Genomic DNA, 18276 nt, shown 5'->3' on the forward strand with positions numbered 1-18276 from the left:
CGCGCAACGGGCCGGCTGAAGCAGCGCCTGTTGCAAAATACTGATGGCCGTTTTCTTGAGCAGGTCCTTCTTCGGATGAGGAACCGTGACCAACCCCGGTTTGGTCGGGTGCTTGAAATGATGGTGGCTGCCCCGAACCCGCACCAGATACCAACCGTCTGCAATGATCTGGCTTATCAAAAATCGGCTATTCACAACACCTCCGTGTGGTGTGCTTGGTGGGTACTATACCTACTGAGAATGAATGATCAACACTATAACCACCAAGTTCGACATCGGTGGACTCGCGTGGTCACTGCAACGAAGTCTAGAAGCGGCGTGGTACAAGGGCGGCAGAGGGGCGGGGTGGGTTTATTTCGGGATGTGAAGCCGGACGAAAATACTTGTGTGGTGAGGGAGCTTGCTCCCGCTGGGTTGAAGCAGCCCTGGATTTACAGCTCAAATACCAGGGGCCACTTCGCGAAACTTCGGTCGCTATGACTGCTGCACAAACGTCAGCCGCACCGCAAACCCAATCAAAAGACTCCCAAACAACCACTGCTGCACGCGCTGGGCCGAAGGGGAACGCTGAAGCCAGCGACCCAGTGCAACACCCACCAACGCATAGGCGCTATCGAACAGCAGGCCGACGCCGACCAGTACCACGCCCAGGGTCGCAAACTGCCCCAGCACCGGCCCGCCTTGTGGATCGATGAACTGCGGCAACAGCACCGAGCAAAACAGCAACGCTTTGGGATTGAGTAGATTGGTCAGCAGCCCACGTCGAATCGCCTGGTGCCAACGGCGCTTTCCGGCCTCGACAGTGGCGTGTTCAAAGCTCGGCAACAACGTGGTCCGCAGGCATTGAAATCCGATCCATAACAAATAGGCTGCCCCGGCCAGGCGCACCACATCAAAGGTCCATGGCGCGGTCTTGAACAAGGCCGAAAGCCCCAACGCCGCCAATGCAACATGACACCCCCGAGCAATCCCCAGGCCCACCGCCGTTGCCAGCGCCGCGCTCTTGCCCTGACGGGCACCGGTTTGCAGCAGCAGAATCATGTCCGGCCCGGGCAACAGATACGCCACCGTCAACGCCATCAAAAACAACCCGAGCTCTGCCATGCCACACCCCTTCATCAACGATTCGCAAGTGCCCAGTCTATGGCGGAGGGGCGGGGCAGGTGGTTGCGAAGTCAGCTTCTAAAGCTTCGGGAATTGGCATAATCTGCCACGTATCTGCATCATCCAATCGGAAAATGCCAACTTATGAAACTGGACGCCTTCGACCGCAAAATCCTCGTCGCGCTGCAACGCGACGGCCGCCTGAGCAACGTGCAACTGGCCGAAGAAATCGGCCTGTCCCCGTCGCCCTGCTTGCGCCGCGTGCGAATGCTCGAAGAGGCGGGGGTGATTCGTGGTTACCAAGCCGTCCTGGACCGCGACGAAGTGGGCCTCGGGCTGACGATCTTCGTCGGCGTCAAGGTCGAACGGCACAACGACGAGCGAGCCGAAGCATTTCGCCAGGCAGTGACGGCATTGCCCGAAGTGATCTCGGCGTTCCTGGTATCGGGCGAGTCGGATTTTCTACTGCAAGTCGTGGTGCCGGACCTGCGGGCTTATGATCGTTTTGTCACGGGGCATTTGTTGAAATTGCCCGGCATCAGCGATATCCGGAGTAACTTTGCGATTAATACGGTGAAGACGCCGGGGGCGTTGCCGTTGGGGCATTTGCCTGGGGCTGAATAGTTTTTACGATGGGGATTTATCCACGTCCTAATAACATTCGCTGTTTGAATGCGTCGGGATTGAATGGGCGAGGGGGGCCGCTGGACTCACCGTCTTCAAGGGCCGAGCGGATATCCTTCAGTTCGGCATTACGTTCCTGAGCGCGCTGATTGGCAACGGTTATAGTTTTTCGAACGCTTCCCATGCTTGAGCCTCTAGGGACGTCGGTATTGCTAAGCCCCGCTGCGAAAGAAGCAGGGCTTAGCGCTGTCTGTCGGATGGGGTTCCCTATGTCCCCATGCTCAGGACTTACTGTCGATCTACTGCGCCTCGGATTTTTTCTTGGACTCAGCTGCTGGTCTTGGCGTAATGACTTTCACAACGTCATCAATCACCGCCTTGCTCATCTCCAACAAAAAGTGCGCAGCCCAGGCGTATCGGTCGGTGCTCTTTTCAAACGCCGCGTCTTCGGCAAGCCGGTGAGCGAGATGCAAAAGGTCCGATGCCCGCTCCAATGCTTCTTGGATGGGGACGCCGCCGTTGACACGGAACAGCGCTCGATCAGCGGAATAGTTGAAGGGGGTGTAGCCGATGGTTTTTAGCTCAGTGTTTTCGTTCATGGCCTGCCTCCGAAGGACGGAAGGTCGTTGGCCCCAAGCTGAGGCTTGGTTCGGTCAGCGTGGAAATAAGATGGAATTACGTTTCGCATAGTTTCACTCCTTGACTTGAGAAACCGCCGCCATCCTTTCCTAGATTCGGGTGGCGGCCGTACGTGGGCTAGGAACCGGGAATCAAGGCACCCGGCACACCCGAGGGTGTCCCACGCACAGCCGCCATAAAACATCATCGCAAACACAAAAAACGCCTGCAATTTTATGGGCGCTGTGCGCCTTGAATTCAACGGGTTCCTAGGCCCGGTCGCTGAATTTGCAGCGACGTCTGGAGAGTAGCCATCGAAGGACAAGGGCAACAAGGCGAAAACTCGCCGAAAAGCAACGTAAGCGCACCCCCTACGCAATTCTCGGATTTTGCCTACAAATATCCCGGGGCCATGCAATACGTGGCGAGGGAGCTTGCTCCCGCTGGGCTGCGCAGTGGCCCCTCTTGTGAGCGCTTCGCACTCAAGCGGGAGCAAGCTCCCTCGCCACGGGACTCATTTTTTCTCAGGACTATTGTCTATCTTTCCTTAACGGTCCCGTTGTTGAGGTGCGCAACGTCTCGTTGGGCGTAGTCGGCTTTCCAAAGATTGCCGGCGAGCCTGTAGGCGCCAGAGCGCGAAAAGCAGGGTGACGACAGAATGAAAAAGCCCGGCGTTCGGCCGGGCAGTTTTGGAATCCAGTAACGTAATCAGGCTTGCTTTTCACGCGCCGCCAGCATCACTTCATTCTGTTTTTTGGTGGCTTCGGTCAGCACTTCACTGTAGACGCGTTTTTTTTCTTCCGATTTCGCATTACGAATGAAGTCTGCGAATGGACTCGTGGACTCCTTTGTGGATCCGAGTTTCATGGTAAACATGGGGTTGCTCCGTCATTTATCCCAAGCATGGCCATCAGTTCGTGTCGCGTATGCTTCTCGGGGATATGGTAGTCGATCTTGTCAACGCCAGCCTTGTAGAGGCGTCCAGAATTATCAATGTGCTTCACAAGCAGATCGACATGTAGATCCTTGCCAAACTCTAGCTTAAGCGTGTTTACCGCGTCACGTGCTGCAAAGTATTGGTCGACGAAATGCTCAGGTCGAATCCTCCGTCCTTCGGCTTCCTCACGGGCCGTTACAAAGGCCCAAGCAAGCCTAGGATCTTGATAGACGTAGAGTATTTGTACAAATCTCCCCTTGTCGAGGCACCGCTGCACATTTTTCCTCGCGATATCTATATTTGAAAGAGTCCCATCCAGCAGAAAAGATTGCTTTCGATCTAGGGCGAGGTCAATCAGCTTCTCAACAAGAATTGAAACGGCACCTTGGAAAAGCCAGGCATTGCCACCTTGGTACGCTTCAAATTCGTTTCTGAGTTCGTCTGGATCAATTCGTAGGATGGGCGTATCACAGAAAAGGTTCAGCAGCGCTAAGGATGCTTCTGTTTTGCCAGCACCCGGCGATCCAGCCATGAAAACCGAAACAGGTTCTTTTTCGGGTGGATACTTGGTCTGATCCGTGAGCCGCTTGCCAATAGCCTTCTTGTTTGATCGGGAAAACCTGATCGCGTCATCCCAGATGGCCTGCTCTTCTCTCGTCATTCCAAGCCTTTTGTCTTCTTGCACTGGATGCGAACCCTCTTCGAGTGACTGGTGATTTGCCGTTTGTGCTCCGGGTTTTACCGTACCGCATGCGACACCTGGGAGGGGAAATTACGGCGTAATCCGCCGCGTTGACCTTGTCCAAGTGTTTCTAACCTAGAGGTGGCAAGGCCCCATTGGCCGGTGCGCTTCGCATAGCTGGTAGGTGATGAATCGAGATGTGCGTCACATGACATGACGCAGAGATCCGCCTCAGTCAATGGCTCAATTTTGAGCGTCTCTTGGTGACAACAGATCTGTATTGCGATGAAGAATTTAAAAAGCGCCTGCTGCACAACGCCTCGCAATAGCTTTGAGCATGCGTCGACGGATAAGCCCGCTGACCGGGCGAATCAAATACCAATACGACGTAAAACTTCGCAACGCATCCGCGTCGAGGCAATGCACCCGCGTTTGCGTGGTGACCCTCGTCAAGCCCGGTCGCAGCAACTGGCAGCTGAAACTGATGACCAGTTTCACATTCCCCGGTTCATTGAATAGCTCGAACGCTTCGGCATCCGCGACAACGACTTGGCCGTAGTCGGCTTTCCACAGTTTGCCGGCGAGCCCGTAAGCGACCTCTACGTCGCCGTTGCGCTGAAGCAACGTGAAATTATCCATGCCGAATGAAGCGCGTTGATCAGCGCCTGCATGCCGAGATCGACCCAACAGGCGCATGGGGAGTTCGCGAAGCTTGATTGCATACCGAAAAAAACGGTCGTCTTCGGGGCGGTGGGCGAGGATTGCCGCCATGGCATGGGAAGGCTCTACGGGGATGTCCACGGTATGCAATTCACTAAACTGATACGTAGGCAGATATGAGTCAATCAGGTGCATCCTTGCTCTCCTCCATAGGTACTCGGGCGCAAATCCCACCAGATTCCAGACCAAAAAAAAACCGGCCACCAAGAGCCGGTTTTTTAATCCCTCGCCAAAAAACATACGACGCAGGACCAGAATTCGATTGGAGCGGGTGAAGGGAATCGAACCCTCGTTATCAGCTTGGGAAGCTGGAGTAATGCCATTATACGACACCCGCTCAGAGCGGCTGACTTTGTACCAGATGTGGGCACGGATTTGAAGTTTTTCTTCATGCAACGTGCGGTCAGTCGTCTATGCGAGCCTCAAACCAGAGCGGTCACTGGCGGGCAGGCCCCGTTGCTGAAGGCGCAAAGGGGCTTGCTCGCCAGGACTCGGTTTCAGATGGCCAGTGCATGATGGCCCTGCACGTAGCTATAGCGCGGTCGGCTTTCGTGGTGTTCCGGTGTGAGGAAACCCATCAAGGCGTTACGGCTGTCGCGGCAGGCGGCTTTGTGTTCCATGTCCAGGAAGTGCCCGGTGGCTTGCAGCGTGCTGAAGCTGCTGTGCTGCACGTGATCGGCAAAGAGCCTGGCGTCGTCGGCCGCGGTGTATTCGTCCCATTCGCCGTTCAGGAACAACACCGGTACATTGATTTTTTTCGCGGCGTTGACATAGCACAACTGATCGCTGTGGAGCACATCGCTGATGTGGAAGTGCATCTGCCCGTACTCGTGCTCGGCCAAACTGCTGACGTGGCGATAGTTGAAGCGCTTGAACAGCGGCGGCAAGTGCTTGCCGATGGTGCTGTTGACCAGGTGCCCGACACGGTCGCCGTCCAGGCTGCCCAGATAATCCACACCGCGTTCCAGGTAGTCGCGCATTGGCGCATTGAGTACCGGCGAGAACGAGCTGATCACCGCTTTTTCGATGCGCCGTGGCTGCTGCGCCAAGGCGGTCAGCGTGGCGGCGCCGCCCCAGGAAAACGACAGCACATGCTCGGCGGCGAAGTGGTCGATCAGTTCCAGGAGAATCTGGCCCTCGATCTCTTTCGTCAGCATTTGCTCATGTCGGTTGTGAGCTTTTGACTTGCCCGCGTAGGGTTGGTCGTACAGCACAACATTGAATTGCGGGTAGAGGTTTTTGGCGGTCTGTGCAAACGACGCGGTGGTGGCCATTGAGCCGTTGACCAGAATGATGGTCTTTTGTGCGGCGTCTGCGCGATAGAACTCCGTGTAAACCCGATACTGACCCTGTATATCCAGCACAGCGATTTCTGGCCTCATGTCATAAGACTCCTGGCAAGCGGGTATGCGCGCAATGAGATTGCACGGGCAATGTGACAGGTAGGCATACGCCTGGAAGATAAAGCCCATGTCGATCCAAAAAAAACGGTCGACGGGTGTTGTTATAGGCGGGCAGTTTGCCGGCGGGACAAGGCGGAACCTGAGGGTTCCAGCCGGCAAAAGGTTTCTTGGAAGTATGTTGTGACTCATCGGTCACATTTCGGCCGACGGTTTGATTCAAGCAGGGGGGCGACCGTTGCGCAAGTACCTATCGGAAAATTGTTCGACACTTCTGCCCAGCGGTAGCGGGCTCAGATGAGACGGACTTCTTCAAGGCTCAAGGCGCGGTATTGGCCCGGCTCGAGATGGGCGTCCAACGTCAGCGGGCCCATGCGTTCGCGGTGCAGGCGCAGCACCTTGTTGTTGAAGTGACCGAACATGCGCTTGACCTGATGATAGCGCCCTTCAACGATGCTCAAACGCGCCGATCTGGGCCCCAGCAGCGTCAGCTCGGCTGGCTGGGTGGTGAGGTCCTCGAAGGCAAAGTACAGGCCCCGGGCGAAGGTGTCGGCGTATTCGGCCGTGATGATTTGCTCGGTTTCGACGTAGTAGACCTTGGGCAGTTTGGTCTGCGGTTGGGTCAGGCGCCGCGACCAGCTGCCGTCATTGGTGATCAGCATCAGTCCGGTGGTGTTGAAGTCCAGGCGCCCGGCGATGTGCAGGTCGTCCTTGTCCGGTTCGTCCAGCCAATCGAGGACGGTGGGGTGTTGCGGATCGCGGGTCGCACTGACACAGCCGGGCGGCTTGTGCAGCATGAAATAGCGCGCCGGTCGGCCTGCTTGCAGCACTTGGTCGTCGACTTCAACGCGACTGAACTCTCGGACTTGGGCATGGGGATCGCAGACAGTCTGGCCGTCGATCCGCACCCGGCGTTCCACCAGCAGCAGGCGCACTTGTTGGCGATTGAATCGCGGCAGATTACTGAGGAAACGGTCGACGCGCATGGGCAGTTCAGGCAAGGCAGCGGAGGGCGGGCATCTTACGCGATCGGCTGGGGCTTGGCGCGTAACTGGGCTTCGACCTGGGCGCAGCGTGGGCACAGGCAGGACCGGTCACGCAGCTCGGCCGGCAATGCTTCAAGCACGGCCGAGTCGATGCTCACGCCGTAACACCAGCAGGCCCGGTCGGCGGTTCGAGGGTCGGCCAGGGTGCAGTCGTTGGCACCGCCGCAGGCCGGGCAAAGGTCGGGTTTATTCATAACTGGAGTGAGGCATTTCCACGCAGGTTCGATTGCACCCGGTCTGCCGGGCGCGTTGCAGCGCATGATCGGTCCGCGACAGCAGGCTGTGCAAGGTGTCTTCGTCCTGCAAGGTGGTGAGGCCGAGGCTGGCGGTGACCTGCAATTGTTTTCCACTGCAGAAATAGCGCTGCTTTTCGATGTGCTGGCGAATTTTCTCAGCGATTTTCAGACCGGTCTGTCCGTCGGTGTCTTTGAGCAGGACGACAAAGGCTTCAGTGCTCCAGCGACACACGATGTCCGAATGTCGCAGGCTTTGCGTCAGGTCGCGGGCGAACCCGGTCAGCAGTTGATCGGTGGCGATATGACCATGGGTGGTGTCCAGCCGCTTGAAATCGTCCAGTTCCACCAGCAACGCAGTCAAGGGTTTGGGCTCGCGCTGGGCTTCATGCAGGGCTTGCACCGCCAGCAGGTCGAAGCCACGGCGATTTGGCAATTCGGTCAGGCTGTCGAGGGTGGCCTGGGCGTCGATGCGTTGTTGGTAGCTGTTGATCAACCGATAAAGGATTGCCAGGACCGCCAGCGTCACGAGCACCCCGATCAGCAGGTTCAAATACAGCGTCTTGAGGAGGTTATCGCGTACCGAGGCATGGGCTGCGTAATAGCCCAGCAACGCAATGATCAGGAAACCTGTACCGAGCAGCGCCACTACGGCCAGGAGCGGCCTGCGCTGGGAATACAACGGCGAACGGAGCGACATGGCGATTCCCTTGGCGCAGACCCAATGAAGTCAGTTTAGTGGCCTTGTGGGAAAAGACATTCGGATTTGCAGGTTTGTAGGACCATGGTGAGGGAACAGGCTCCCTCACCACGGGTTCGGCCTTATTCCAGGCTACGCAGATAAGCCCGCCATCCGCCCAGGTGACTGATGTCCCGTGCGCCTTCCAGGCCATAGGACTCGCAGATGAATCCGCTTTCCCAGCGACCATCGGCCAGTTGCACCTTGCCCAGCCCCAACGGTGCGGGGATGCCGGTCAGGAATGAACCCAGTTCGCTGCTCGGCAGTTCCCAGACCTCCACCTCGATTGCCACGCCGCCTTCACTGACCCGAAGCATGCCGGGGCGCAGGGGTGGGCCGCCGGCCAAGGCATGGAGGCGGTAGTCCGGTGAGCTTTGGGTGGCCTCGATCAGCCGCGCACCGCGTTGCTTGAGCTGCCCGTTCAGCGCCAACCCGTCCAGGTGTGCGCCACACACGACCAGCCGCGCCCGGTCGTGTCGTGCCGGGTGGGCGGGCGCTGGTAAAGTCGTGTCCTGTTGACGCTGCAAGGCATCGGCCACGCTCAAGAGGTATTGATCGGTGAAGGCTCGACCGAACAGCGTCACGCCCCAGGGCAAGCCGTTGGCCATGAACGCACTGGGAACGGCGACGGCGGCGTAGTCCAGCAGGTTCATGAAATTGGTGTAGTACCCCAGCTCGGAGTTGCGCAGCACTGGTTCGGCGGCCAGTTCGGCGAGGGTCACCGGCCGGCCGATGGTCGGGGTGAGGACGCAATCGAGCGCGTCCATGGCCCGGTCGCACTGGGCCTTGAGGGCTTGTAAACGGTAACGGGCACGGAAGGTTTGTACGCCATCCACCGTAGGCGCTTTCGCCAGGACGGCGCGGATGACCGGCAGTACGGCCCCCGGCTCGCGTTCCATCAAGGGGCCGGCAACGCTGTAGCGTTCGGCCACCCAGGGGCCTTCATAAAGCAGCCGCGCTGCTTCCAGGAACGGCGACAAGTCCAGTTCCACGGCTTCACCGCCCAGGCGTTCGAGTCGCTCGATGGCTTCCTGAAACAGCTGCGGACCTTCCTGGCAGCCGAAAAATTCCAAGTCCTGTTGGCGCGGGACGCCGAAACGAAAGCGCCGGGGCGCGCCGAACGCGGCGCCGTCGTTCCACTGCGGGTTGTGGCGGCTGTAGTCGTCACGAGGGTCTGGACGGGCCGTCAGCGCCAATAGCTGGCTAGCCTCCTTGGCCGTCGCCGTGAAGGTGGTGACGCAGTCCAGCGTGCGACAGGCCGGGACCACGCCCGCCGTGGAGATCAACCCCAGGGTGGCCTTCAACCCCACCAGATTGTTCAGCGCCGCGGGCACCCGACCGGAGCCAGCGGTATCAGTGCCCAAGGCAAAACTGGCCACGCCCAGGGCCACGGCCAGCGACGAGCCGGCACTCGAACCGCCAGCCGGATAGTCGGGCAGCACGCTGTTGCGGCAGGCGCCGTAGGGCGAGCGAGTGCCGTTGAGTCCGGTGGCGAATTGGTCGAGGTTGGTCTTGCCCAGGGGGATCGCGCCCAGTGCCAGCAACTGCTCGACAATGGTCGCCGAGCGTGGCGGCACGTAGGCAAATGCCGGACAGGCGGCGGTGGTTGGAATGCCGGCCAGGTCGATGTTGTCCTTGATGGCAAAAGGTACGCCGTACAGCGGCAGGCTCTCCAGGTCGCGGCTTTCCAATGCGGCCAGGTAGGGTTCCAGTTCTTCGGCCGTCAGCAGGTGGATGAACAGGTGATAGTCCGGGTTCAGCGCCGCAGCTTTTTCCCGCAGGCCCAGCAGCAATTGGCGTGGCGTCAGTTCGCCGCTGCGGTAGGTGTTACGCAGGTCGTCCAAGCGAAGAGAGAAGTTCATGGTGTTAATCCTTTGATTGAGTTCAGTCACGGTCCAGCACCACGACGCGCTGTCCGGCGCGCACCGCAGAACCTGGCTGGACGCGCACCTCGCGCACCACGCCGGCCGAGGGCGCAAGCAGCGGGATTTCCATTTTCATCGACTCCAGAATGACCAGCACATCACCGGCGGCGACCCGTGCGCCAACGTCTACCTGCACCTGCCAGAGGTTGCCGGCGATGTGGCTGTCGACACTCAGTTGACCGTCAGTCAGCGGCGAATCTTCGCTCGGTGCGATGGCCGGTTCCTCACTGTCGAAATGCGCCTGGCCACTGGCGATCCAACGCTCGCGCTCGGCGTCGAAGGCGCCTTGTTGCCGTTGGCGGAACGCGGCGATGCCGTCGGCTTCCTGCATCAGGAAACGCTGGTAGTCAGCGAGGTTGAGCTGGCTGTGCTCGATCTCCAGATCGAAGCGGCCCAGGGGGAAGTCCCGACGGATGCGCAGCAGTTCGTCGGCGCTGACCGGGTAGAAGCGGATCTGGTCGAAGAACCGCAGCAGCCAGGGCTTGCCGTCGAAGGCGGCAACGTCCCGATAACGGTTCCACATCTGCAACGTGCGCCCGACGAACTGATAGCCGCCAGGACCTTCCATGCCGTACACGCACATGTAGGCGCCGCCGATGCCCACCGAGTTTTCCGCGGTCCAGGTTCGGGCCGGGTTGTATTTGGTGGTCACCAGTCGATGGCGTGGGTCGAGCGGCGTGGCGACCGGTGCGCCGAGGTAGACGTCCCCCAGGCCCATCACCAGGTAGCTGGCATCAAACACCGTGCGTTGCACTTCATCGAGGTTGGGCAGGTCGTTGATGCGTCGGATGAACTCCAGGTTGCTCGGGCACCACGGCGCGTCCTTGCGCACCGTGGTCATGTATTTTTCGATGGCCAACTGACAGGCCGGATCATCCCAGGACAGCGGCAGGTGGACGATGCGCGACGGCACTTGCAGGTCCTGCGCGGCGCACACCGCGTCCCATTCACCGACGATGAGGGGCAGCAGGTCGGCCAGGGGCATTAGCTCGGGTTGATAGTGCACTTGCAGCGAGCGAATGCCTGGCGTGAGGTCGATCACGCCGGGCAGGTGTTTGTGTTCCAACGCCTGCATCAAGGCATGGGCGCGAAAGCGCAGCACCAGGTCCAATTCGGGGGCGCCGATTTCCAGCAGCAGGTGGGTGTCGCCGGCCAATCTCGCCACCAGGCGGGTGTCGTCCTGGCCGATATCCAACACCACAGGCGACACAATCACCTGTGGGAGCGGGCTTGCTCGCGAAAGCGGCGGGACATCCAAAATCGATGGGACTGACAGACCGCTATCGCGAGCAAGCTCGTTCCCACAGGGGGGCCATTGCAGGGCCAGTGATCGGGCGGTGGAGATATCCACCGGCACGAACCGCACCTTGTCCCCCGCCTTGAGCTGCCCCAACTGCCACAGGTCCGCTTCTATCACCGTCACCGGGCAGACGAAACCGCCCAGGCTCGGGCCGTCGGGGCCGAGGATGACGGGCATGTCGCCGGTGAAGTCCACGGCGCCGATGGCGTAGGGGTTGTCATGGATGTTGGAAGGGTGCAGCCCGGCCTCGCCGCCGTCGGCGCGGACCCATTCGGGTTTCGGCCCGATCAGGCGCACGCCAGTGCGGCTGGAGTTGAAGTGCACTTCCCAGGCCGTGTCGAAGAAGGTCTGGATGTAGCGCTCGGTGAAATATTCCGGCGCGCCGTGGGGACCGTAGATCACGCGGATCTGCCGCACGCTTGGCAGTTCCAGGATCGGCGCGCTCGTTGGCGGCAGCGTCATGTGCGCGTCCAGCGGCGCCAGGTGCAATACGTCACCGGTGCACAACGCGCGTCCGCCGTGGCCGCCAAACTGACCGAGGGTGAAGGTGCTTTTACTGCCCAGGTAATCCGGTACTTGCACGCCACCTTGCAGGCACAGGTAGCTGCGCGCCCCGGCGCCAGAGATGTTGCCGATCGCCAGGGTGGCACCAGTAGCAATCGACAACGGTGTGTTCATCGGCACCGCTTCGCCGTCGAGCGTGAGGGCAATCGCCGCACCGGTCACCGCCACCCGGGCATTGCAGTTGAAACGCAGCAGCGGCCCGTTCATGGTGATTTCCAATGCCGGCGCACCTTCTTCGTTGCCCAAGAGGCGATTGCCCAGGCGCAGCGAACGGCTGTCCATCGGCCCCGACGGCGGCACCCCCACCGCCCAATAACCGAGGCGGCCGGGATAGTCCTGAACGCTGGTCTGGGTGCCGGGGCTGAGCACTTCAACGGTGTTGGCGCGATAGACCAACGCTTCCAGGCAGCGGGTCCAGGGCTGGCCACTGGCAAACGGTGTGTCGAGAAGAATTTGTTGCAGGTATTGGCGGTTGGTCTCCACCCCATACAGCAGGCTTTCCTCCAGCGCCTGATGCAAGCCCAGCCGTGCCTGCTCGCGGGTTGGCGCCCAACGAATGACCTTGGCGATCATCGGGTCGAAGTAGGGCGGGATCTGGCAACCGGCCTCGACCCAGGTGTCGATGCGCAACTGTTTGCCATCGGCCTGCGGGAATCTCACGGCGCTCAGCAGCCCCGGGCTTGGCTGGAAATCCCGGCCTGGGTCTTCGGCATACAGGCGCGCCTGGATTGCGTGGCCCTCGGCCTTCAAACCCTGGCTCAACTCGTTCAGTGGCGGCAAATCACCGGCCGCCAGTTGTACCATCCAGCGCACCAGGTCCACGCCCCACACCTGTTCGGTGACGCCGTGTTCCACTTGCAGGCGGGTGTTCACTTCCAGGAAGTAGAAGCGCCCCGCGTCGCTGTCGAACACGAACTCCACGGTGCCGGCGCTGCGATAGTTCACGGCCTGGGCCAGTTGGATCGCCGCTGCGCAGAGTTCGTCGGCCATGCCCTCGGGCAGGTTCGGCGCCGGGGTTTCTTCGAGGACTTTCTGGTTGCGCCGTTGCACCGAGCAGTCGCGCACGCCCAGGGCGATCACCTGTCCCAGGCCGTCGCCGAAGACCTGCACTTCCAGATGCCGCGCGCGTTCGATGTATTTTTCGATGAACACTCCGGCGTCGCTGAAGTTGTTCTGACCCAGGCGCTTGACCGCTTCGAAGGATTCGCTCAGGTCGGCGGCGCTGCGACACACGCGCATGCCGATACCGCCGCCGCCCGCGGTACTTTTGAGCATCACCGGATAGCCGAGCTGTGTGCCCGCCAATAGCGCGGCGTCGAGGCTGTCGAGCAGTTCAGTGCCTTCGAGCAGTGGCACGCCGTGTCGGCGGGCCAGGTCGCGGGCGGTGTGCTTGAGGCCGAACACGCGCAGTTGCTCTGGCGTCGGACCGATGAAGGCAATACCGGCAGCTTCGCACGCTTGCGCGAAGGCAGCGTTTTCCGAGAGAAAGCCGTAGCCGGGATGGATCGCGGTCGCGCCGCTGCTTTTGGCAATGGCCAAAAGCTTGTCCACCGCCAGATAAGTACCGGCCGCCGGGCCTTCGCCCAGGCAGTGGGCTTCATCGGCCTGGAGGATATGCAAGCTGGCGGCGTCGGCCTGGGAATACACCGCAACGCCCTCGACCTTCAGCTCACGCAAGGTCCGCAGGATGCGGCAGGCGATGGCGCCACGGTTGGCGATCAGGATTTTTTCGAACATGGCATTGGCCCCTCAGGCATGCGTACTGCCTGAACTGGGATGCGGGCCGTCCCGCAGTTTTCGATGGCCAACGGGGTCGTCCCCGTGAGCGAAATAATCAACCTTACAAACACCGCTGAACCCTGGGGGGGGGGGTTAGTGCTATTTGATGCACTGCCCCGACCGGCTCTGGCACAACACAAACAACCAGCGCCGCAGGCGGGTAAGTTTCAGTTCCATATCAAGAGCTCCGCTGGCGTGGGGTTGTAGGCGTTGCACGGGTTGTTCAGTTGCGGACAGTTGGAGATCAACACGATCACGTCCATCTCGGCCCGCAGGTCGACGTATTTGCCGGGCGCCGAGATCCCGTCTTCGAAGGTCAGGCCGCCATCGGCGGTGACCGGCACGTTCATGAAGAAGTTGATGTTCGGCCCGATGTCGCCCTTGCCCAGCCGACCGTCGTGGGCGCAGGCCCGCAGGTAGTTGTCGCGGCAGCTGTGCATGTAGCGTTTTTCCAGGGCGTAGCGCACGGTGTTGCTTTCCTGGGCGCAGGCGCCGCCGAGGGTGTCGTGGCGTCCGCAAGTGTCTTCGACGATGGTCAGCATCGGCTGGCCTAGGTTGGAATACAGCACGCTGCCGGTGCTCAGGTACACGCTGTTCTGCCGGCGCAGGGTGCGCTGCACGTCGTAGCGTTCCTTGGGGTTGGCCAGGCTGTAGAACAGCGTATCGACCGCCTGGTTGCCTTCCAGGTCGAGAATGCGCAGGGTCTGGCCTGCCTTGACCTCCACCAGCCATGGTTCCCCGGCGGGGATGGTGGCGCGATAGATGGCGGCGTCAGGCAGCTTTTGTACGGTGGCGATGGCGAGTGACATGGCAGCGATCCTCAGGCGAACAGGCGGTCGGTGTTGATGAAGCCGCGCTGGTTTTCCGGGCGCGAATGGCGACAGTGCTCGGCGACGCTGGCGTCCGCGTTCATCCAACTGAGCTTGAGCGGTTGCGGGGCGTAGTGCGGGTTCGGGTCCATCGGGTGTTGCAGCGCGGTCAGCACCACCAGAGTGTCCATCGGCGCGTACAGCTCGATGTAGTCGCCGGCCCGGGAGTTGCCTTCAACGAAGTGAAAGCCTCCGGCCTCATCGACATCGACCCGGCTGAACAGGTTGAGGGTCATCAGCAGATCGGACAGGCCCAGCCCCCACTTGCCCAGTTCCACCAGCAGGTTGTCGGTGCCGTTGCGAAAGAAGCCGTTGCGCAGTTCCTGATAACGGCCCTGACCGTATTTTTCAGCGACTTCCTCGGCGCAGAGCACGCCGCCCAGGCTGTCGCTCCAGCCGCAGGTGTCGGCGGTGATGGCCGCCAGCACCCGGCCCATGTCGGAGTAGAGGCAATGGCCGGCGGTGAGCTTGGCGGTGTGTTGGCATTTGAGGCTGTCGGGCAGGTTCAGGCGTTCGGTTTTCTCGTTGGCGTTGAGCAGCGTCAGGCTCACGTTGGCCCCGCCGCGCAGGTCGGTCAGGCGCAGCAGTTGGCCGCGCTTGAGCACGAAGGAACGGTGGCCGCCACCGGGCAGCAGTTCTTCGGCGAAAGGTGCAAACAATTGGGTCGAGTCGGTCATGGAAAAAACTCCTTTCAAGCGATACGCAACGTGCCGGCCAGTTCGGCGGGCAGGGCGTCGACGGCGGCACGGGCGGTGCGGCGGTCGCTGTTCAATGGAATGTCGTAGGTAATGCGCGCGCCATAGGCGCCGGGGGCGTGCGGGTCGACACGGACCTTGTCGAACACCAGCAGGCGCGTGCCGAGGCTGAAACCTTCGGACAGGTCATGGGTGACCATGAACACCGTCAGCCGGGTTTCGCGCCACAGCTCCAGCAACAAGGCATGCATGTCTTTGCGAATGCCCGGGTCGAGGGCGCCGAAGGGCTCGTCCAGCAGCAGGACACGCGGCTTCATGATCAGTGCCTGGGCGATCGCCAGCCGCTGTTGCATGCCGCCGGACAGTTGCGCCGGGTATTTGTCCAGCGCATGGCCGAGGCCGACCTTGTCCAGCAGTTGCGCGGCTTCTTCGCGGGCCTGGCGCTTGGCGCTGCCAAACAGCCGTCCCAACAGCGGTGAGCGCGGCAACTCCAGGCCCAGGGTCACGTTGTCCAGCACGCTCAGGTGCGGGAACACCGAGTAACGCTGGAACACCACACCGCGGCTGGCATCCGGTTCGCCGGCCAAGGGTTCGCCGTCCAGGAGAATGTGCCCGCGACTGGCGCGTTCCTGGCCCAGCAGCAACCGCAGGAAGGTCGACTTGCCGCAACCCGAGGCCCCCACCAGCGTACAGAACTCGCCCTCAGAGACGCTCAGGTTCAAACGCTCCAGCACCACCTGATCGGCATACTGTTGCCAGATGTTGTTCACTGTAATGAAGCTCATGCCTTCGCCCCCTCGTACCAGGGGAACGCTCGGCGGGTCAGGCGCTTGAGGCCCCAGTCCATCAGCCAGGCGAGCAGGGTGATCCACACCACATACGGCAAGATCACGTCCATCGCCAGGTAACGTCGCACCAGGAAAATCCGATAGCCCAGCCCATCCGTAGAGGCGATGGCTTCGGCGGCGATCAGAAACAGCCAGGCCGAACCCAGCATCAGCCGCAGGGAAATCAACAGGCGCGGCAGCAGTTGCGGCAGCACCACCCGCAGCAGCAGGGTCCAGGTCGAAGCGCCGAGGGTCTGGGCCTTGATCAGCTGCTCGGGCGGAATCTCCCGGGCGCGCTGTTCCAGGTCGCGGGCCAGGCACGGGGTGATGCCAATCACAATCAGCATCACTTTCGACAGTTCTCCCAGGCCGAAGACGATGAACAGGATCGGCAGGATGGCCAGCGGCGGCACCATCGACACTACGGTGAGCAACGGCGACAGCGGTGCGCCAAACAGCGGCAACGTACCGGCGGCTATGCCCAGGCACAGCCCGGCCAGGGCGCTGATGCCCAGGCCGATGGCCAACCGACGCAGGCTCGAGGCGGTGTCTTGCCAGAGCAAGTAATCGCCACTGCGGGCGTCGGCGGTGAAGGCCAGGCGTTTCACCGCATCGGCCATCTGCACGGCACTGGGCAGCAGTTTGTCGTTGGGGTTGTCCGTCAACCGTTCGGCCGAGCCCATGAAGTAGGCGAACAACACCAGCGCGAATGGCAGGATCACCAGCAACAAGCGGCTGGGACGATCCGGGTAGCGGTTGATCAGGCGCATGCCAGGTCCTCCGGTTTACAGCTTGGCGTCGGCGGCCAGCTGTACGTAGGTCGGGTCAAAGCGCAGCTTGAGGTTGGCCTTGTCGCCGCGGGTCACGCCATTGGCGAACGTCATGCCGACCGCGTCGGTGCTCTTGGCGCCTTCGCCCAGCAAGCCGTGCTGGAACGAGAACTCGGCCACCTTGCCCATGGTGGCGGGCAGTTGTTCACTGGTGGCGAAACTCAGGGCTTCCTTGGGCGTGGCGAACAGCTTGGTGGTGTCCAGTTGTGCCTGGAAACCTTTGAGGTCGGTGCCCGACGCTTTGGCCATGTGCTCCAGCGCTGCCTTGCTGCTCGCGTTTTTTGCGTTCATCAGGGCCACCACCTCAAACCAGGCGCCGGTCAACGCTTTGCCCAAGGCTGGGTTGTCCTGGAGGGTCTGGGTGTTGACCACCATCATGTCCATGATTTCGCCGGGAACCTGGCTGGAATTGAACACTTCGCTCACGCCTGGCTGGGCCTTGATGTCCGAGAGCATCGGGTTCCAGGTGGTGACGGCCTTGACCTGGTCGGTGTTGAAGGCGGCGGAGATGTCGGCGTCGGAGGTGTTGACGACTTTCAGGTCTTTCTCGGCAAGGCCAACCGAATCGAGGGCGCGGGCCAGCAGATAATGGGACACCGACAGTTCCACCAGGTTGACGTCCATGCCCTTGAGGTCGGCCACTTGCTTGCCCTCGCCCTTGAGGACGATGCCGTCGTTGCCGTTGGAGAAATCGCTGACGATCAGCGCGGTGCTGTCCACGCCACCGGCAGCGGGAATGGTCAGGGCGTCCATGTTGGTCATGGTGCAGCCGTCGAACTGACCGGCGGTGTACTGGTTGATGGATTCGACGTAATCGTTGAGCTGCACGACATCGATCTTGATGCCGTATTTTTTCGCCCATTTATCGACGATGCCTTGGCTACCGGCGTATTCCCAGGGCATCCAGCCGGCGTAAATGGTCCAGCAGACGCTGAAGTGGTCTTTTTGCGCGGCGACGGACGAGAGGCTCGCGAGGGCCGAGAGGGCGGCGAGGAGCAGGGCGGACAGACGAAGCTTGAGCATGGTGGTTCTCCAGTTGATCAAGGGCGGACAGGAGCAACGCGGCACCGCGAACGGTGGCTTGTCTCCCGGGCTTTTGTCCCGCCGTGTAACCTCAACTGGAGGTCGCCAACTCTCGGACCAGCCACTCGCCAGAAGCGAGCCGGAACCCTAGTCAGCCATTGCAAATTGTGGTGCCGCGAACCTGTGATGACTCCTGCACGGAATTTGTTAAAGCGAGAGCCGTGCCAATTCGGGCAAAGGCCCGGACCAGAGAGGGTCAGTGTTGGGGAGGGATGAGCGGTGAGCCGATTTGTGCTTGCTTGTGGTGCCGTCGCGCACCGGAAGAGGGCGACGAGCGACATGTTTCTAGTTATTGCCCCAT

General features: G+C 60.9%; 17 protein-coding genes, 1 tRNA gene, 2 pseudogenes and 1 riboswitch. Of the genes and pseudogenes, 1 reads left to right on the forward strand and 19 read right to left on the reverse strand.

Features of this window, described 5'->3' with window-relative positions; all coding sequences use genetic code 11:
• Positions 1 to 18: 18 nt before the first annotated feature.
• Positions 19 to 195, reverse strand: a pseudogene (locus GFU70_RS06840) (type II toxin-antitoxin system HicA family toxin); the annotation flags it as partial.
• A 279-nt stretch (positions 196 to 474) separates the two neighbouring features.
• Complete coding sequence (locus GFU70_RS06845) at positions 475 to 1104, reverse strand: LysE family translocator (RefSeq protein ID WP_153387769.1); 630 nt, start codon at positions 1102 to 1104, stop codon at positions 475 to 477.
• Positions 1105 to 1248: 144 nt separating this feature from the next.
• Here GFU70_RS06845 and GFU70_RS06850 point away from each other — a divergent pair, with 144 nt between their 5' ends.
• The gene (locus tag GFU70_RS06850; protein WP_003198732.1) at positions 1249 to 1728 is read left to right on the forward strand and encodes an Lrp/AsnC family transcriptional regulator; all 480 of its coding nucleotides are present in this window, start codon (positions 1249 to 1251) and stop codon (positions 1726 to 1728) included.
• Between the two features lie 16 nt (positions 1729 to 1744).
• On the opposite strand, the gene GFU70_RS06855 is transcribed toward GFU70_RS06850, so the two are convergent.
• From GFU70_RS06855 to GFU70_RS06935, 17 genes and pseudogenes are all read right to left on the reverse strand, one after another.
• The gene (locus GFU70_RS06855) at positions 1745 to 1912 is read right to left on the reverse strand and encodes a type II toxin-antitoxin system ParD family antitoxin (RefSeq protein ID WP_116643002.1); all 168 of its coding nucleotides are present in this window, start codon (positions 1910 to 1912) and stop codon (positions 1745 to 1747) included.
• 115 nt (positions 1913 to 2027) lie between these two features.
• On the reverse strand, positions 2028 to 2327 hold the full coding sequence (locus GFU70_RS06860) for a DUF3077 domain-containing protein (protein ID WP_014337003.1): 300 nt from the start codon (positions 2325 to 2327) through the stop codon (positions 2028 to 2030).
• A 727-nt stretch (positions 2328 to 3054) separates the two neighbouring features.
• A complete protein-coding gene (locus tag GFU70_RS06865; RefSeq protein ID WP_165826043.1) occupies positions 3055 to 3222 on the reverse strand; it encodes a hypothetical protein in 168 nt (55 codons plus the stop codon).
• Positions 3210 to 3944: a zeta toxin family protein gene (locus tag GFU70_RS06870; protein ID WP_058543059.1), complete on the reverse strand. Its 735-nt coding sequence runs from the start codon at positions 3942 to 3944 to the stop codon at positions 3210 to 3212. Before GFU70_RS06870 ends, GFU70_RS06865 begins: the two co-directional genes overlap by 13 nt.
• Positions 3945 to 4259: 315 nt before the next feature.
• The gene (locus GFU70_RS06875; protein ID WP_058543070.1) at positions 4260 to 4820 is read right to left on the reverse strand and encodes a hypothetical protein; all 561 of its coding nucleotides are present in this window, start codon (positions 4818 to 4820) and stop codon (positions 4260 to 4262) included.
• 128 nt (positions 4821 to 4948) lie between these two features.
• Positions 4949 to 5022: transfer RNA gene (locus tag GFU70_RS06880), tRNA-Gly, on the reverse strand.
• Between the two features lie 160 nt (positions 5023 to 5182).
• Positions 5183 to 6067, reverse strand: coding sequence for an alpha/beta fold hydrolase (locus tag GFU70_RS06885; protein ID WP_058543058.1), 885 nt, complete (start codon positions 6065 to 6067; stop codon positions 5183 to 5185).
• Positions 6068 to 6378: 311 nt separating this feature from the next.
• On the reverse strand, positions 6379 to 7071 hold the full coding sequence (locus GFU70_RS06890; protein WP_153387770.1) for a pseudouridine synthase: 693 nt from the start codon (positions 7069 to 7071) through the stop codon (positions 6379 to 6381).
• A 35-nt stretch (positions 7072 to 7106) separates the two neighbouring features.
• Positions 7107 to 7325, reverse strand: coding sequence for a cysteine-rich CWC family protein (locus tag GFU70_RS06895; RefSeq protein WP_153387771.1), 219 nt, complete (start codon positions 7323 to 7325; stop codon positions 7107 to 7109).
• A pseudogene (locus GFU70_RS06900) lies at positions 7318 to 7926 on the reverse strand (GGDEF domain-containing protein); the annotation flags it as partial. The pseudogene GFU70_RS06900 and the gene GFU70_RS06895, both read right to left, overlap by 8 nt.
• Positions 7927 to 8186: 260 nt before the next feature.
• Complete coding sequence (gene atzF, locus GFU70_RS06905; RefSeq protein WP_153387773.1) at positions 8187 to 9965, reverse strand: allophanate hydrolase; 1779 nt, start codon at positions 9963 to 9965, stop codon at positions 8187 to 8189.
• Between the two features lie 22 nt (positions 9966 to 9987).
• Positions 9988 to 13629 carry an urea carboxylase gene (uca, locus tag GFU70_RS06910; RefSeq protein ID WP_153387774.1) on the reverse strand — a complete coding sequence of 1214 codons (3642 nt, stop codon included), beginning with the start codon at positions 13627 to 13629 and terminating at the stop codon, positions 9988 to 9990.
• Positions 13630 to 13838: 209 nt separating this feature from the next.
• On the reverse strand, positions 13839 to 14480 hold the full coding sequence (locus tag GFU70_RS06915; RefSeq protein WP_058543863.1) for an urea amidolyase associated protein UAAP2: 642 nt from the start codon (positions 14478 to 14480) through the stop codon (positions 13839 to 13841).
• Between the two features lie 11 nt (positions 14481 to 14491).
• Entirely contained in the window at positions 14492 to 15217 is a 726-nt protein-coding gene (locus GFU70_RS06920) for an urea amidolyase associated protein UAAP1 (RefSeq protein WP_058543862.1), read from the reverse strand.
• A 14-nt stretch (positions 15218 to 15231) separates the two neighbouring features.
• The gene (locus GFU70_RS06925) at positions 15232 to 16020 is read right to left on the reverse strand and encodes an ABC transporter ATP-binding protein (protein WP_058543861.1); all 789 of its coding nucleotides are present in this window, start codon (positions 16018 to 16020) and stop codon (positions 15232 to 15234) included.
• The gene (locus tag GFU70_RS06930; protein WP_153387775.1) at positions 16017 to 16832 is read right to left on the reverse strand and encodes an ABC transporter permease; all 816 of its coding nucleotides are present in this window, start codon (positions 16830 to 16832) and stop codon (positions 16017 to 16019) included. Before GFU70_RS06930 ends, GFU70_RS06925 begins: the two co-directional genes overlap by 4 nt.
• Before the next feature lie 15 nt (positions 16833 to 16847).
• Complete coding sequence (locus GFU70_RS06935) at positions 16848 to 17915, reverse strand: putative urea ABC transporter substrate-binding protein (RefSeq protein WP_116642991.1); 1068 nt, start codon at positions 17913 to 17915, stop codon at positions 16848 to 16850.
• 60 nt (positions 17916 to 17975) lie between these two features.
• A riboswitch (guanidine-I (ykkC/yxkD leader) is annotated at positions 17976 to 18077 on the reverse strand.
• Positions 18078 to 18276 lie beyond the last annotated feature (199 nt).

It is taken from the genome of Pseudomonas brassicacearum (assembly GCF_009601685.2).
Classification (GTDB): domain Bacteria; phylum Pseudomonadota; class Gammaproteobacteria; order Pseudomonadales; family Pseudomonadaceae; genus Aquipseudomonas; species Aquipseudomonas kilonensis_B.

Bases quoted from the DNA above. Each gene is read 5' to 3' on its own strand.
- GFU70_RS06845 (WP_153387769.1), bottom strand. From the start codon at position 1,104: ATGGCAGAGCTCGGGTTGTTTTTGATGGCGTTGACGGTGGCGTATCTG.
- GFU70_RS06850 (WP_003198732.1), top strand. From the start codon at position 1,249: ATGAAACTGGACGCCTTCGACCGCAAAATCCTCGTCGCGCTGCAACGC.
- GFU70_RS06855 (WP_116643002.1), bottom strand. From the start codon at position 1,912: ATGGGAAGCGTTCGAAAAACTATAACCGTTGCCAATCAGCGCGCTCAG.
- GFU70_RS06860 (WP_014337003.1), bottom strand. From the start codon at position 2,327: ATGAACGAAAACACTGAGCTAAAAACCATCGGCTACACCCCCTTCAAC.
- GFU70_RS06865 (WP_165826043.1), bottom strand. From the start codon at position 3,222: ATGTTTACCATGAAACTCGGATCCACAAAGGAGTCCACGAGTCCATTC.
- GFU70_RS06870 (WP_058543059.1), bottom strand. From the start codon at position 3,944: ATGACGAGAGAAGAGCAGGCCATCTGGGATGACGCGATCAGGTTTTCC.
- GFU70_RS06875 (WP_058543070.1), bottom strand. From the start codon at position 4,820: ATGCACCTGATTGACTCATATCTGCCTACGTATCAGTTTAGTGAATTG.
- GFU70_RS06885 (WP_058543058.1), bottom strand. From the start codon at position 6,067: ATGAGGCCAGAAATCGCTGTGCTGGATATACAGGGTCAGTATCGGGTT.
- GFU70_RS06890 (WP_153387770.1), bottom strand. From the start codon at position 7,071: ATGCGCGTCGACCGTTTCCTCAGTAATCTGCCGCGATTCAATCGCCAA.
- GFU70_RS06895 (WP_153387771.1), bottom strand. From the start codon at position 7,325: ATGAATAAACCCGACCTTTGCCCGGCCTGCGGCGGTGCCAACGACTGC.
- atzF (WP_153387773.1), bottom strand. From the start codon at position 9,965: ATGAACTTCTCTCTTCGCTTGGACGACCTGCGTAACACCTACCGCAGC.
- uca (WP_153387774.1), bottom strand. From the start codon at position 13,629: ATGTTCGAAAAAATCCTGATCGCCAACCGTGGCGCCATCGCCTGCCGC.
- GFU70_RS06915 (WP_058543863.1), bottom strand. From the start codon at position 14,480: ATGTCACTCGCCATCGCCACCGTACAAAAGCTGCCTGACGCCGCCATC.
- GFU70_RS06920 (WP_058543862.1), bottom strand. From the start codon at position 15,217: ATGACCGACTCGACCCAATTGTTTGCACCTTTCGCCGAAGAACTGCTG.
- GFU70_RS06925 (WP_058543861.1), bottom strand. From the start codon at position 16,020: ATGAGCTTCATTACAGTGAACAACATCTGGCAACAGTATGCCGATCAG.
- GFU70_RS06930 (WP_153387775.1), bottom strand. From the start codon at position 16,832: ATGCGCCTGATCAACCGCTACCCGGATCGTCCCAGCCGCTTGTTGCTG.
- GFU70_RS06935 (WP_116642991.1), bottom strand. From the start codon at position 17,915: ATGCTCAAGCTTCGTCTGTCCGCCCTGCTCCTCGCCGCCCTCTCGGCC.